Below are 15352 nucleotides of genomic sequence, written 5' to 3'. Positions count from 1 at the left end.
AGGAAACGTTATGCAGAAAAAACGTCCACTTCGGGAAGCTGATGTTACAGCCGAGTCCGTATTTTTTATGCAACGACGACAAATCCTTAAAGCACTTGGGATCGGCGCGGCGGCGGCATCGTTGTCTTCCCCGACACAGGCCAGTTTATTGAATTGGTTTAAAGGCAACGATCGTCCACCTGCGCTGGCGGGCATACCACTCGGGTTTACAAAGCCCGAGCATTGGCAAAACAATCTGCCCCTGACGCCGGAAGACAAGGTGACGGGCTACAACAATTTCTATGAATTTGGTCTGGATAAAGCCGATCCAGCCGCCAATGCCGGTAGCCTGAAAACCGATCCCTGGACGCTTACCATCAGCGGTGAGGTGAACAAACCTTTAACGCTGGATCATGATGCGCTGACCACGCGTTTTCCATTAGAAGAGCGCATCTACCGGATGCGTTGCGTTGAGGCCTGGTCGATGGTTGTGCCATGGGTAGGTTTTCCTTTGCATAAATTACTGGCGCTGGTTGAGCCATCCAGCCACGCTAAATACGTCGCCTTTGAAACGCGCTACGCCCCTGATGAAATGCCGGGCCAGAAAGACCGCTTTATTGGCGGTGGGTTGAAATATCCCTATGTCGAAGGTCTTCGTTTGGATGAGGCTATGCACCCGCTCACACTTCTCACCGTAGGCGTATATGGCAAAACGTTACCGCCGCAAAACGGGGCACCGATACGCCTGACCGTCCCCTGGAAGTACGGCTTTAAAGGCATTAAATCGATAGTCAGTATTAAGCTCACTCGCGAGCAGCCGCCGACGACCTGGAATATGTCAGCGCCAAACGAATACGGTTTTTACGCCAATGTAAATCCGCAGGTCGATCACCCGCGTTGGTCTCAGGCCACAGAGCGTTTTATCGGTTCGGGTGGCATCCTCGATGTACAGCGACAGCCCACGTTGCCTTTCAATGGTTATGCCGATGAAGTGGCCTCTTTATATCAGGGCATGGACCTAAGGGAGTATTTTTAAGTGAGGCTAACCGCAAAACAGATAACCGCGCTGAAAATACTGCTGCATCTAGCCGGTTTTTTACCTCTGCTATGGCTCTTCTGGGCCGCACAACATGGCGGGTTGGGTGCCGACCCGGGAAAAGATATCCAGCACTTTACGGGCATTACTGCGCTGAAGTTTTTACTGGCTACCCTGCTGGTATCGCCGCTTGCGCGCTATGCAAAGCAGCCTTTGTTGTTTCGCACCCGGCGGTTGTTAGGTTTATGGTGTTTTGCATGGGCCACGCTGCATTTGACCAGCTATGCGCTGCTGGAGCTGGGTATGCAAAATCTGGGATTGTTAGGACGTGAACTGGTTTCACGCCCTTGGCTAACGCTGGGCATGACGGGTTGGGTTATCTTACTCCTGCTGACGCTGACCTCAACGCAAGCCGCGCAGCGTAAAATGGGCAAACGCTGGCAAACGCTGCACAACTACGTTTACCTGGCCGCCATTTTGCTTCCGCTGCATTACCTGTGGTCGGTAAAAGTGCTATCCCCGCTCCCCATTATCTACGCCATTTGTTTTGTCGTGCTGCTGGCTTTTCGCTATAAAAAGCTGTTACGGAAAACCGGGCATAAAGGTGTGTTTATGAAAAGTGAATGAATCACGGTAAACTTCTCACTACACCTAAGCAGAACGAGAACAAAAAATGAGTAACAATGATAATTACCATCAGCTCAGCCGCACGTTCCAGCGCCTCTCTCGCTTCTCCCACCTCTCGGCAATCGCCAGTTGGGACATGTTTACCATGATGCCATCAGGCGGCAGCAAAGCTCGCGGCGAAGCGCTGGCCGAGCTGAGCGTGCTTGAGCACCAACTGTTAACCGACCCGAAGGTGGCAACGTGGTTAGCCGCCGCACAGCAGGAAGACCTGAACGATGTTGAGCAGGCCAATCTGCGCGAAATGTCACGGCTTCATCATCAAGCGTCCTTGCTACCCGAATCGCTGGTCGAAGCGAAATCACTGGCGGGCAGTCGTTGCGAACACGCCTGGCGCAGCCAACGCCCGGCCAATGACTGGGAAGGGTTTGCTGAAAACCTGAAAGAGGTGGTGAAGTACAGCCGCGAAGAGGCCCGACTGCGTGCTGAAGCGAAAGGCTGTTCGCCCTACGACGCATTGCTGGATGTCTTTGAACCAGAAATGACCAGCGCCCGGCTGGATATTCTTTTTGCCGACATCAAAAGCTGGCTACCCGAATTGCTCAATAAAGTGGTGGCCAAACAATCACAACAATCGCTTATCGCCCCGGTTGGCCCTTTCCCGACCGCAGTTCAGCGTGAGTTGGGCCTTGAAACCATGGCGCAGTTAGGTTTTGATTTTACCGCAGGACGCCTGGACATCAGTGCACACCCCTTCTGTGGCGGTGTACCGGAAGATGTCCGTATTACCACCCGCTATGATGAAAATGAATTGCTCAGCGCGCTGTTTGGCGTTATCCATGAAACCGGTCACGCCCGCTATGAGCAAAATCTGCCACGTAACTGGTTAGGGCAACCTATCGCGCTGGCACGCTCAACCGCCATCCATGAATCTCAGAGCCTGTTCTTTGAAATGCAATTAGGCCGCAGCCCGGCGTTTCTGAAACGGTTAATTCCCGCAGTAACCCGGCATTTTGGCGATCAATCCGCCTTTGAGGAACGCAATTTCATCGCCTGGAACCAGCAGGTCAAACCGGGGTTTATCCGTGTTGATGCCGACGAGGTGAGCTATCCCGCTCACGTGATCCTGCGTTATGAAATTGAACGCGCACTCATTAATGGCGACATTGAGGTCGATGATATTCCTACCTTGTGGAATGAAAAAATGCAGGCCTGGTTAGGGCTGTCTACAATCGGGAATTACCGTAACGGCTGTATGCAGGATATCCACTGGACCGATGGCGGTTTTGGTTACTTCCCTTCGTACACATTGGGGGCGATGTATGCAGCCCAGCTTTTCAGTGCGGCTAACCGTGCATTGCCAGACTTAAACCACGCCATTGCGCAAGGAAACTTTAGCGCCTTGTTTGACTGGTTGCGCCAGAATATCTGGCAACATGGCAGTCGTTTCACGACCGAACAGCTCATTACCCAGGCAACCGGAGAACCGCTGAGCAGCCGCTATTTCCGCGCCCATCTGGAAGCCCGCTATCTGTAATCGTATACCGTGAGTCATTGTACAAACGGTTACACGTCGAAACCAATGACTCACGGAAGCCCAGAGATTACAGCGATATAGTTATTTCAACGGCCCCGCAGTGGGGTTGAATGAAAAACCAAATCGAGGGTATGAGAATGAAAAAAGTATTAGCTCTGGTTGTTGCCGCTGCTATGGGTCTGTCTTCCGCTGCATTTGCTGCTGAAACAACTGCGACTACCGCTCCGACTGCTGCTGCGACCACGAAAGCTGCACCGGCAAAAACCACTCATCATAAAAAACAGCACAAAGCAGCGCCGCAGAAAGCACAGGCTGCCAAAAAGCACGCTAAAAAATCCACGACTAAACCGGCTGTAGAACAAAAAGCGCCAGAGCAGAAAGCTCAGGCTGCCAAAAAACACACCAAAAAAGCCGCAACTAAACCAGCTGCAACCAAACCAGCCGCAGAGCAGAAAGCTCAGGCCGCTAAAAAACACACCAAAAAAGCAGTAAAACACGAAACCGCTAAACCTGCTGCTCAACCGGCTGCATAAAACATCTGTAGTAACCATGGCGTCCCCCATGCCATAGCATGCGGCGCTAAATCAGTCTGATTTAGCGCCGCCTTTCGGAGGGTAAAATGGTGTCACATTACCGCTTTGAGTTCATTCTTATTACCCTGATAATTTGCGCTCTTATCGCCATGCATTTTTATCTTTCCTGAGTGTAGTTATCTGATTTTACTCCCACTTTCCCGCCGTCCCGTCTATAGTATTAACTGAGGGTTTGCTGTTAATAATCATAATTCCCCACCAGAGTGTGATATGCATAAAACCATTGCGGTATTACTGGGTTCAATTTGTCTATTTCCTGTCGTTGCACATGCGGAGCAGCCTGCAACGACCGCTGCTGAAGCCGATAACATAAAAACGCTGTTTTTTGGTCATGATGATCGTGTGAGGGTGACTGACCCGACACAATCACCGTGGGACGCTATCGGGCAACTGGAAACCGCCAGCGGTAACCTGTGTACGGCTACGCTCATTTCACCTCACCTGGCCCTGACTGCCGGGCACTGCTTACTCACCCCACCGAAAGGCAAGCCGGATAAAGCCGTCGCGCTACGTTTTGTGTCGAAAAAGGGTATCTGGCGCTATGAAATCCACGGCATTGAAGGACAGGTTGATCGCTCTCTCGGCAAGCGCTTAAAAGCAGATGGTGACGGCTGGATTGTCCCACCTTCTGCGGCTCCGTGGGATTTCGGTCTGGTGGTGTTACGTTATCCCCCCTCCGGGATCACGCCGCTACCGTTATTTGACGGTGATAAAGCCGCGTTAACCGCAGCGCTAAAAGCCGCTGACCGTAAAGTGACTCAGTCGGGGTACCCGGAAGATCACCTGGATGAGCTGTACACGCATCAGGATTGCGTGGTAACTGGCTGGGCGCAAAATACAGTCCTGTCACATCAGTGCGATACGCTCCCTGGCGACAGCGGCTCCCCATTGATGTTAAAGACAGATTCAGGCTGGCAACTGATTGGTGTGCAAAGCTCCGCTCCTGCAGCGAAAGATCGCTGGCGGGCAGATAATCGCGCCATTTCTGTGACGGGTTTTCGCGATAAACTGGAAGCACTGGCGAAGGGATAACACATGCTGCCCATATTTGCGGGCAGCACGTAGATTAGGCAAGTTTGATCATGATCATTCCGGCCAGCAGCAAGGCGACGCCAATCCAGCCTTTGTTATTCAGGCGCTGACCAAAAAGCACCCATCCTGCGGCTAACGTTGCGGCGATCCCGAATCCTCCCCACAGTGCGTAGGCGACAGAAAGATCGATCCCTTTTACCGCCTGGGATAGCGCACTAAAGGCCGCTAATACCGCCACCAGCGACAACACGCCATAAGCCTTACGGCGGAAACCATCGGAAAATTTTAAGAAGACGTTAGCAACGATTTCAAGAACGATGGCCATTCCAAGCCAGGCGCCGTGAACCCACTCAAACTGCTGCATGGGTCACCTCCCTCCTCGCTTTTGCCGGCTTGCGTGTACCCGATTTGATCAACACAATGCCTAACACCAGCGAGACCAGTCCAGCAACTTTCATCGTGGTCAAGGTTTCGTCGAATAACAGCACGCTAAACAGCGTAATAAATAAAATTCCGATACCTTCCCATAAGGCATAGGCCACACCAAGGGCGATTTTTTTAACGGCAAAACTGAGAAAAATATACGATAAGGCGATCATTACCAGCATTAAAATAAAGCCCGCATTACCATGGCCTACGCTGGCCCATTTCATTGACAGCGTACCGGTAATTTCAGCCGCAATGGCCAGACCTAATAATATCCAGTAAAACATGATGCTTCTCCTGCTTGAGAATATAGTCCTTTGGGCCTACTGCATGCAGTAAACCAAAAAATAGAATCAGATAGCTCAGCGCATAACGCCAGCTCAGGCAGAAGAAGGGACTAAAGCGCGTTGCGCCAGTGTTGCTCACCCGCGAGCAAGAAAGTGGAAGAGGTACGAAGAAGTGTAGGTAAACGCAAAAACATCCTGAACGTATTGTCCATAATATTACAATTATCCGCAGTGTTGCTTCTCATCATCGCGGATGATAATTGTCCTCGGTAGTTAAACACAGATGATTTGTATCATAGGTTCAATGCGAACTCAAAATCTTTTCACTTCTTTACCCGGCTCGTTTGATTTTTGTTATAACGGCTCGAGGCAGATCACATTATTATATAGATAAAAAACTCAGGGATTCACATGGCAAAACCGATCATCACGCTTAACGGCCTAAAAATAGTTATTATGCTTGGCATGTTGGTTATCATTTTAACCGGTATCCGATTTGCCGCCGAAATCATCGTACCGTTTATTCTGGCGTTATTTATCGCCGTCGTGCTCAATCCCGTAGTACAACGCATGGTTAAGCTCCGTATACCGCGTGTATTCGCCGTGTCATTGCTGATTGTTATTATTGTCATGCTAATGGTGCTGCTTCTGGCTTATTTAGGTACCTCCTTAAATGAGCTGGCACGGACACTGCCGCAATATCGTTCGTCCCTGGTTATCCCACTGAAAAATATCGAACCGTGGCTACAACGTGCGGGGATCGGGGTTTCCGTCGACGAGTTGGTGAAATATGTTGACCCGAACGCTGCAATGACGCTGGTCACCAATTTATTAACGCAACTCTCCAATGCGATGTCCTCGATATTTCTACTATTGCTGACCGTGGTTTTTATGCTGCTGGAAGTACCGCAACTCCCCGGCAAACTCAAACAAATGATGAGCCGCCCTCTTGAAGGAATGGCCGCGATCCAACGCGCTATCGACAGTGTCTCGCACTACCTGGTGCTAAAAACCGCCATCAGTATCGTCACCGGACTGGTCGCCTGGGGCATGCTTGCCGCACTGGATGTCCGCTTCGCGTTTGTCTGGGGACTGCTGGCCTTTGCCCTGAATTATATTCCTAACATCGGTTCGGTGCTGGCAGCGATTCCCCCTATTGCTCAGGTCCTGGTATTCAGTGGTTTTTACGACGCGTTGCTCGTGCTGGCAGGTTATCTTGTGATTAACTTGGTATTCGGCAATATCCTCGAACCGCGCATCATGGGGCGCGGGTTGGGGCTTTCTACGCTGGTGGTGTTCCTGTCGCTGATTTTTTGGGGCTGGCTGCTCGGCCCCGTTGGAATGCTGCTTTCAGTACCGCTGACCATCATCGTAAAGATTGCCCTTGAGCAAACAAATGGTGGTCAAAGCATTGCCGTCCTGCTGAGCGATCTTAACAAGGAATGAGTGTATGCCCCGCTTTCGCGGGGCTGTTCAACTACTGTTTGACACGGAATACCAATGCAGCGCTCATCAGTGTGAATAGCGCAATAATCCAGGCCATGGTCCAGGGGGTGCCGTCACTCAATCTCGCCAGCAGTAAAGACGAGATGATGCCACTGCCATACTGTAATGAACCAATCAGCGCCGAAGCTGAACCGGCGATATTGGGGGCCGCATCCAGCGCGGCGGCCGTCGACGTTGCGGCAATGATTCCATTCATCGAAAACAGCAGAAACACAGTGATGATAATGGCGATAATCCCCCCTATTTCCAGCTTAACCAGCAGTGCCAATGCAACAGCAGCCAATGCCGCCAACATCGTCGCGTACTTCAGCAACTGTTCTAACGCATGCCGTTGCACCAGCCGGCGGTTGACCGCACTCATCGCCATAACGCCGACAATATTTAACGCAAATAACCAGCCGTAATGCTGCGGATCGACATGGTAATAGCGAATGTAGACAAATGGCGAACCGGTAATAAACGCATACGCCCCCACATAATAAAAGGTCAAACTTAGGGTGTAGCGCATAAATTGACCATTGGTTAATAGCGTGCGGTAATGACGAAATGCGCCTGCCAGTGAGGCTTTTACGCGTCTTTCTTCAGGGAGTGTTTCCGGCAACCACAGCAAAGAGATAAACATCAGCACACCAATGACTACCAGTAACCAAAAAATAGAGTGCCAGGTGCTCAGTCGAATAATTTGCCCGCCAATCAATGGTCCAGCAATGGGGGCAATCGCCATAACCAGTACCAGGGTTGACAACATTTGTGCCGCACGAGTACGAGCAAAGAGATCACGAATCATGGCACGCGCCAGCATCGGTCCTGTACAGGCCCCCAGCGCCTGAAAAACCCGCCAGAAAACAATTTGCGTGATATCCGTAGACAGCGCACACCCCGCTGAACCGATGATAAACAGCACCATGCCGATGAACAGCGGTTTACGTCGACCCAGATGATCGCTGATCGGTCCCCAGATCAGCTGCGCAATAGCAAACCCCACCAAAAAACCGGTAACAGTAAGCTCCACATTGCCGTTTAAATCCCCTGCCATGGTCGGCATCGCCGGGAGATAGATATCGGTTGAAAGTGAAGTAAAGGCCATCAAGCCGCTGAGGATAAGAATAAAAGAGAGACCGGTGTGGCTTGCAGTCGCAACCGGCGAGCGCTGTTCACGTGTACGCATAGCGTCCTGTTATCTTAGGTAAAGTCAGGTGGCAGTATATACGGGGTGCATGGCAGTGATTAGATAGCGAAAGAAGCATAAGTTTATGAGTGTCAATCATGAATAACACCCCTTCCGCGCCAAATGTATGTGACAAACTTCGCATATTATCCTGCCAAAAATGAATTTAGCTCATAGGTCTATGCCGATTTAACCGACTAATGGTGTGAACAGATTTTTGCTAATCTGCTGCCAATGCAAAAATGATGTTCAGGAGCGTTCCATGAATACAACCGTCTTAAATAACGGTGTTGAGATGCCTCTGCTCGGTTTTGGCGTATACCAAATGACCGACGCTAACGAGTGTGAGCAAGCCGTGCGGGATGCCATCGAAATAGGATATCGTCTGATCGATACCGCCGCCTCCTATCTGAATGAAACTCAGGTCGGCAATGCGCTGCAACAAAGCGGCGTACCACGCGATGAACTTTTCATCACCACCAAGCTGTGGTTACAGGATACCAGCTACGCCGGCGCGAAAGCTCAGTTTGCGCGTTCGTTGCAGCGCCTACAGCTAGACTACCTTGACCTGTATTTAATCCACCAGCCCTATGGCGACGTGCACGGCGCCTGGCGTGCTATGGAGGAACTCTACGAGGAAGGGAAAATTCGCGCGATTGGCGTCAGCAATTTTCACCCGGACCGTCTGGCAGATTTGATGGCCTTCAACCGCATTATCCCGGCAGTGAACCAGATAGAGGTGAATCCCTTCCACCAGCAACCGCATGCCGTAGCCTGGATGCAGAGCCGCAATATTCAACCACAAGCCTGGGCGCCGTTCGCCGAGGGGCGCAATGACCTGTTTCAAAATCCGACACTGGCCGCGATTGGCGAGAAGTACGGGAAAAGCATCGGTCAGGTGGTGCTGCGTTGGATTTATCAACGCGGAATTATTTCTCTGGCAAAAACCGTGCGTAAAGCGCGTATGACAGAGAATATTCAGATACTGGATTTTGCCTTAACAGCTGAAGAAATGACGCAAATCGCCGCCATGGACACCGGGATCAGCGCATTTTTCTCGCATCGCGATCCGGCTCGTGTGGAATGGATAACCCAGCGTAAACTGGATGTTTAACAAACAAACGGCCTCCGCAGAGGCCGTTTTACTTTTAAGCACGCATTACAGCGCTTTCAGAATCGCATCCACACTGGCTTTGGCATCACCAAACAGCATATGGGTGTTTTCTTTAAAGAACAGCGGGTTCTGCACACCAGCATAGCCGGTGTTCATTGAGCGTTTGAACACGATAACATTCTGCGCTTTCCACACTTCCAGCACTGGCATTCCGGCAATTGGGCTGCGCGGATCGTCTTGCGCTGCCGGGTTTACCGTATCGTTCGCGCCAATAACCAGCACGGTATCGGTCTCGGCAAAATCATCGTTGATCTCATCCATTTCCAACACGATGTCATACGGCACTTTGGCTTCCGCCAGCAGCACGTTCATATGACCAGGCAAACGCCCTGCTACCGGGTGAATACCAAAACGGACTTTGATACCACGGGCGCGCAGTTTCTCAGTAATTTCCGCCACCGGATACTGCGCCTGCGCCACCGCCATACCGTAGCCCGGGGTGATAATCACGGAATGCGAGTTTTTCAGCATTTCAGCGGTATCTTCGGCATTGATCTCGTGATGTTCACCGGCTTCTTCGGCATCACCGGTTGAGGAGCCGTCAGTGCCAAACCCACCCGCAATAACGCTGATGAAAGAGCGGTTCATTGCCTTACACATAATGTAAGACAGGATCGCACCCGAAGAACCGACCAGCGCACCGGTAACGATCAGCAGATCGTTGCTCAGCATAAAGCCTGCCGCTGCTGCCGCCCATCCTGAATAGGAGTTCAGCATAGAGACGACGACTGGCATATCGGCCCCACCGATGGATGCGACCAGGTGCCAGCCAAACGCCAGGGCGATAATGGTCATCACCAACAGCGCCAGGACCTGCAGGCCCACGCTCTCGGTACGAACAAACACGACCAGCAGCAGGAAAGAAACCACCAGCGCCGCCAGGTTCAGCTTATGGCGGTTCGGCAGCATCAGCGGCTTAGATGAGATCTTGCCGCGCAGTTTACCAAACGCCACGATAGAACCAGTGAAGGTGACTGCACCGATAAAGATGCCGAGGAACACTTCAGTCAGGTGAATGTTCACCAGGATCGGTTCCAGACCGGTATCGTGATACAGATAGCTGTTGAAACCAACCAGTACGGCGGCCAGACCGACGAAGCTGTGCAGAATCGCCACCAGCTCCGGCATCTCGGTCATCTCGACTCTTTTCGCCAGACGAATACCAATTGCGCCACCGATGATCATTGCGACCAGAATCCAGGCGACGTTGCCGGTATCCGGGCCAAAAATCGTGGCAATCAGCGCAATCGCCATCCCGGCGATGCCGTAGTTGTTACCCTGTTGCGACGTTTCGTGTTTGGAAAGCCCCGCCAGACTAAAAATAAACAGGATTGCGGCAACAATGTATGCAGCTGTAACTAATCCTCCAGACATATGTTACCCCTTAGTTTTTCCGGAACATTTTCAGCATGCGCTGAGTCACGGTGAAGCCACCGAAAATATTAATGCTGGCAATAAGCACCGCGATAAAGCTCAGGAAACTCACCCAGCCGCCCTGGCCAATTTGTAATAATGCCCCCACGACGATGATCCCGGAGATAGCGTTAGTCACGGACATCAGCGGGGTATGCAACGCATGCGAGACATTCCACACCACGTAGTAACCTACCACGCAGGAAAGTGCGAACACCGTAAAGTGTCCGAGGAACTCTTTTGGCGCGACATCGGCTAGCCAGCCAAACAGAATCACCACCAGCGCCATCAGCGCATATTTGCGCCATGGGGATGCAGGTTTTTTCTCTACCTGTGGTGCCGGAGCAGCTTTAGGCGCCGCCTGTGGCTGAGCAGAAACCTGGATAGGGGGTGCAGGCCACGTAATTTCACCATCGCGAACCACTGTCACGCCACGCACCACCACATCGTCAAAATCAACGGTGATGTTGCCGTCTTTCTCTTTGCACAACAGTTTCAGCAGGTTGACAAGGTTGGTGCCATACAATTGCGAAGACTGAGTCGGTAAACGACCCGGCAAATCGGTATAGCCAATGACCTTGACGCCGTTCTCGGTGGTGGTCACCTGATTGGCAACGGTATACTCGCAGTTACCCCCGTTTTGCGCGGCGAGATCGACAATCACGCTGCCGGACTTCATCGAATCAACCATCTCTCGCGTGATCAGTTTCGGCGCAGGTTTCCCTGGGATCAGCGCGGTGGTAACGATGATGTCGACGTCTTTTGCCTGAGCGGCGAACAGCTCCATCTCCGCTTTAATAAACGCTTCGGACATCACTTTGGCGTAGCCATCGCCGCTGCCCGCTTCTTCTTTAAAGTCCAGCTCAAGGAACTCAGCGCCCATACTCTGAACTTGTTCTTTTACTTCCGGGCGTGTGTCAAAGGCGCGAACAATCGCCCCGAGGCTGTTTGCCGCACCGATAGCGGCCAATCCCGCCACACCAGCACCGATCACCATCACCTTGGCAGGTGGAACTTTACCCGCCGCGGTAATTTGCCCGGTAAAGAACCTACCGAACTCATGTGCCGCTTCAACAATTGCACGGTACCCGGCAATATTGGCCATCGAGCTTAAGGCATCCAGAGACTGCGCACGCGAAATACGCGGCACAGAATCCATCGCCATGACCGTCACATTTCGCTCAGCGAGTTTTTGCAGTAACTCTGGGTTCTGCGCAGGCCAGAGAAAACTCACCAGCGTGGTACCCGGATTAAGCAACGGAATCTCAAACGCTTCTGGCGCGTTGACCTTCAGGATAATCTCTGACTGCCAGACAGCATTCCCGTCAACAATTTCTGCGCCTGCTTGCACAAACGCCTTATCGTCAAAACTAGCCAGTTGACCTGCGCCGCTTTCAACCGCGACGCTAAAACCCAGCTTCAGCAGCTGCTCAACCGTTTTCGGTGTGGCTGCAACACGGGTTTCATTGGTTAACCGTTCTTTTGGTATGCCAATTCGCATAATGTTCCCTTCCATCTGTATTTTTGATGATGGTTTATCAATGTTCGCAAGAGGCATGCGCACACTCCCGAGAGAGCTCAGTGTTACCTCAATAAAATAAAACAGTAACAAACTCTGTATAACCTACTGAAAATGACGCCTGTGATCTAGCGCCAAAAAACAGTATTTATTATGAAATTTGCAAAACAGGAATGAATTCACTCGCAAGCAGGGATAATGCCCTTTAAATAGCCCGCAAAGGCTGATAATTCGCTCAAGCGAAGCGGCAAAACATGATTAAGCGCCACTATAGAACAATTGATTAACATTAAATTAACTTATGAAATTCAACTGCTTTATCAGTTTTAGCCGCCAAACGCCGAATTTTTAGACATATCACTAAATGTTATCGATGTTGTTAGCATGGGTGGCACGATGAGTGAAAAATCACGCAGACACTGACACAATTTAAATGCAATAATCAGCCACGTTTCTAGTCAATAACAATACCAGTACCTGGTTTGCGCAAGGCGAAGGATTATTTTTATGAAGCTTAAGAACACTCTCCTGGCGTCCGCTCTTCTTTCTGCGACTGCTTTTTCTGTAAATGCAGCGACAGAATTGACGCCGGAGCAAGCAGCTGCCCTGAAACCCTATGACCGCATTGTGGTTACCGGTCGTTTTAATGCTATCGGTGATGCGGTAGACGCCGTATCCCGTCGTGCAGATAAAGACGGTGCAGCCTCCTTTTATGTTGTTGATACCTCAGATTTTGGCAGTGGCGGTAACTGGCGCGTCGTCGCCGATATCTATAAAGCCGACGCTGAAAAAGCAGAAGTCACCAAAAATCGCGTCATCAACGGCGTTATGGAATTACCGAAAGACCAGGCCGTTCTGATTGAACCTTTCGATACCGTTACGGTTCAGGGTTTCTTCCGCAGCCAGCCTGAAGTAAATGATGCCATCACCAAAGTGGCGAAAGAAAAAGGGGCTTACTCTTTCTATATCGTACGCCAGGTTGATGCCAACCAGGGTGGTAACCAGCGTATTACCGCATTCATCTACAAAGAAGATGCGAAAAAACGTGTTGTTCAAAGCCCTGATGCGATCCCTGCTGATTCTGATGCCGGACGTGCCGCGTTAGCAGCCGGTGGCGAAGCCGCGAAGAAAGTTGAAATTCCTGGCGTGGCCACAACCGCGTCGCCGAGTGCCGAAGTGGGTCGTTTCTTCGAAACTCAGTCGACTAAAGGCGGACGTTACACTGTCACCCTGCCTGACGGTACCAAAGTTGAAGAACTGAACAAAGCTACCGCCGCGATGATGGTGCCGTTCGACAGCATCAAGTTCACCGGTAACTATGGCAACATGACCGAAGTCTCTTACCAGGTTGCTAAACGTGCAGCGAAAAAAGGTGCTAAGTATTACCACATCACCCGCCAGTGGTCGGAACGTGGTAACAACATGACCATCAGCGCCGATCTGTATAAGTAACAGACAATAGTATTAATAAAAGGCGGCTTAATGCCGCCTTTAGCATTTTTAGTCACAAATCTGCCTATCCCCATTGCATGCGCTGTCTTCTCTCCGTAAAATCCCGCGCCTTGAGTCGCTTTCACCATTTTTATGCGATTTGCCAAAATAATTATTCTCTCACTCTCGTTTTTGTAACTGGATACAAATGGAAAAGAAATTGGGTCTGAGCGCACTGACAGCGCTGGTTCTAAGCTCAATGCTTGGCGCTGGTGTTTTCAGCCTGCCACAAAATATGGCTGCGGTAGCCAGCCCGGCAGCATTATTGATTGGTTGGGCGATTACGGGTGCGGGGATCCTGCTGCTCGCGTTTGCCATGCTTATCCTGACGCGTATCCGCCCGGAACTGGATGGCGGCATTTTTACCTACGCGCGTGAAGGCTTCGGCGAACTGATCGGTTTCTGTTCCGCGTGGGGGTATTGGCTGTGCGCCGTTATCGCTAACGTTTCCTATCTGGTTATCGTCTTTTCCGCACTTAGCTTCTTTACCGATACACCTGCGTTGCGTTTGTTTGGCGACGGGAATACCTGGCAGTCTATTGTCGGCGCATCGGTACTGCTGTGGATCGTGCACTTTCTGGTGTTACGTGGCGTACAGACAGCCGCCAGCATTAATCTGGTGGCGACGCTGGCGAAGCTACTGCCGCTTGGCCTGTTTATCGTTCTGGCATTTATGTTATTTAAGCTCGACACCTTCAGCCTCGACTTTACCGGTGTGAAACTGGGTGTTCCTGTCTGGGAGCAAGTTAAAAACACCATGCTTATCACCCTGTGGGTGTTTATCGGTGTCGAAGGCGCTGTCGTGGTGTCCGCACGGGCGAGGAACAAACGCGATGTCGGACGCGCGACGCTGCTGGCAGTACTTGCCGCGCTTGGCGTCTACCTGTTGGTAACCCTGCTTTCTCTTGGCGTAGTCGCACGCCCGGAACTGGCTGAAATCCGCAACCCATCAATGGCTGGTCTGATGGTTAAAATGATGGGGCCATGGGGCGAAATCATTATCGCCGCAGGTTTGATTGTCTCTGTCTGCGGCGCCTATTTGAGCTGGACGATTATGGCGGCGGAAGTCCCGTTTCTGGCATCCACGCACAAAGCATTCCCGCGTATTTTTGCCCGTCAGAATGCGCAAGGCGCGCCATCGGCATCACTGTGGTTGACTAACATCTGCGTACAGGTCTGTCTGGTGCTGATCTGGCTCACAGGTTCTGACTACAATACGCTGCTGACTATTGCCTCAGAGATGATTCTGGTGCCCTATTTCCTCGTCGGCGCATTTTTGCTGAAAATAGCAACCCGTCCAATTCATCAGGCTGTTGGTGTCGGTGCATGCATTTATGGCTTATGGTTACTGTACGCGTCAGGTCCGATGCACCTGCTGTTGTCCGTGGTGCTGTATGCTCCGGGTTTGCTGGTTTTCCTTTATGCCCGCAAAACTCACGCGCATGACAACGTATTAAAACGCCAGGAAATGGCTTTGATCGGCCTGCTTCTTGTAGCAGCTGTTCCAGCGACCTGGATGCTGATGGGTTAAATAGTTGACCCATCGTTTGCGACTCATGGAGAACTC

14 protein-coding genes are annotated in these 15352 nt (G+C 51.3%); 9 read left to right on the top strand and 5 right to left on the bottom strand.

The features are described from left to right. Window positions 1-10 precede the first annotated feature (10 nt). The 5 genes from msrP (at window position 11) to RYZ59_RS08575 (ending at window position 4801) form a co-directional block, all read left to right on the top strand. Window positions 11-1015 carry a protein-methionine-sulfoxide reductase catalytic subunit MsrP gene (gene msrP / locus RYZ59_RS08595; RefSeq protein WP_318046122.1) on the top strand — a complete coding sequence of 335 codons (1005 nt, stop codon included), beginning with the start codon at window positions 11-13 and terminating at the stop codon, window positions 1013-1015. Continuing rightward, window positions 1016-1642 carry a protein-methionine-sulfoxide reductase heme-binding subunit MsrQ gene (gene msrQ, locus RYZ59_RS08590; RefSeq protein ID WP_318046120.1) on the top strand — a complete coding sequence of 209 codons (627 nt, stop codon included), beginning with the start codon at window positions 1016-1018 and terminating at the stop codon, window positions 1640-1642. 46 nt (window positions 1643-1688) lie between these two features. Beyond that, window positions 1689-3176 (top strand): carboxypeptidase M32, encoded by a 1488-nt coding sequence (locus RYZ59_RS08585; protein WP_318046118.1) that lies wholly within the window; start codon window positions 1689-1691, stop codon window positions 3174-3176. A gap of 137 nt (window positions 3177-3313) precedes the next feature. Continuing rightward, the gene (gene asr / locus RYZ59_RS08580) at window positions 3314-3709 is read left to right on the top strand and encodes an acid resistance repetitive basic protein Asr (RefSeq protein WP_202038696.1); all 396 of its coding nucleotides are present in this window, start codon (window positions 3314-3316) and stop codon (window positions 3707-3709) included. A gap of 270 nt (window positions 3710-3979) precedes the next feature. Further along, window positions 3980-4801, top strand: a complete 822-nt coding sequence (locus RYZ59_RS08575) for a serine protease (protein ID WP_318046116.1) — start codon at window positions 3980-3982, stop codon at window positions 4799-4801. 34 nt (window positions 4802-4835) lie between these two features. Here RYZ59_RS08575 and mdtI read toward each other — a convergent pair whose 3' ends face one another. Continuing rightward, complete coding sequence (gene mdtI / locus RYZ59_RS08570; protein WP_040233868.1) at window positions 4836-5165, bottom strand: multidrug/spermidine efflux SMR transporter subunit MdtI; 330 nt, start codon at window positions 5163-5165, stop codon at window positions 4836-4838. Next, window positions 5152-5517, bottom strand: a complete 366-nt coding sequence (gene mdtJ / locus RYZ59_RS08565) for a multidrug/spermidine efflux SMR transporter subunit MdtJ (RefSeq protein ID WP_161958620.1) — start codon at window positions 5515-5517, stop codon at window positions 5152-5154. Before mdtJ ends, mdtI begins: the two co-directional genes overlap by 14 nt. Before the next feature lie 408 nt (window positions 5518-5925). Between mdtJ and RYZ59_RS08560 the strand changes: the two genes are divergently transcribed. After that, on the top strand, window positions 5926-6960 hold the full coding sequence (locus RYZ59_RS08560; protein ID WP_137381241.1) for an AI-2E family transporter: 1035 nt from the start codon (window positions 5926-5928) through the stop codon (window positions 6958-6960). 31 nt (window positions 6961-6991) lie between these two features. On the opposite strand, the gene RYZ59_RS08555 is transcribed toward RYZ59_RS08560, so the two are convergent. Further along, window positions 6992-8188 (bottom strand): multidrug effflux MFS transporter, encoded by a 1197-nt coding sequence (locus RYZ59_RS08555; protein ID WP_318046113.1) that lies wholly within the window; start codon window positions 8186-8188, stop codon window positions 6992-6994. A 262-nt stretch (window positions 8189-8450) separates the two neighbouring features. On the opposite strand from RYZ59_RS08555, the gene RYZ59_RS08550 reads away from it, so the two are divergent. Continuing rightward, complete coding sequence (locus tag RYZ59_RS08550) at window positions 8451-9302, top strand: aldo/keto reductase (protein WP_318046111.1); 852 nt, start codon at window positions 8451-8453, stop codon at window positions 9300-9302. Window positions 9303-9347: 45 nt separating this feature from the next. Here RYZ59_RS08550 and pntB read toward each other — a convergent pair whose 3' ends face one another. Both pntB and pntA read right to left on the bottom strand, forming a co-directional pair. Continuing rightward, window positions 9348-10736: a Re/Si-specific NAD(P)(+) transhydrogenase subunit beta gene (gene pntB / locus RYZ59_RS08545; RefSeq protein ID WP_318046109.1), complete on the bottom strand. Its 1389-nt coding sequence runs from the start codon at window positions 10734-10736 to the stop codon at window positions 9348-9350. A 10-nt stretch (window positions 10737-10746) separates the two neighbouring features. Beyond that, window positions 10747-12276: a Re/Si-specific NAD(P)(+) transhydrogenase subunit alpha gene (gene pntA / locus RYZ59_RS08540; RefSeq protein WP_202038701.1), complete on the bottom strand. Its 1530-nt coding sequence runs from the start codon at window positions 12274-12276 to the stop codon at window positions 10747-10749. A 525-nt stretch (window positions 12277-12801) separates the two neighbouring features. Between pntA and ydgH the strand changes: the two genes are divergently transcribed. Together ydgH and RYZ59_RS08530 are read left to right on the top strand one after the other, a co-directional pair. After that, complete coding sequence (ydgH, locus tag RYZ59_RS08535) at window positions 12802-13746, top strand: DUF1471 family protein YdgH (protein ID WP_202038702.1); 945 nt, start codon at window positions 12802-12804, stop codon at window positions 13744-13746. 187 nt (window positions 13747-13933) lie between these two features. Further along, a complete protein-coding gene (locus RYZ59_RS08530) occupies window positions 13934-15316 on the top strand; it encodes an amino acid permease (protein ID WP_155021031.1) in 1383 nt (460 codons plus the stop codon). Window positions 15317-15352 lie beyond the last annotated feature (36 nt).

This window comes from Citrobacter sp. HN-141, from assembly GCF_033341895.1.
Classification (GTDB): Bacteria; Pseudomonadota; Gammaproteobacteria; order Enterobacterales; family Enterobacteriaceae; genus Citrobacter.
Note: the sequence above shows the minus strand (reverse complement) of the source record. Positions and strands in the feature narration are given on the sequence as shown.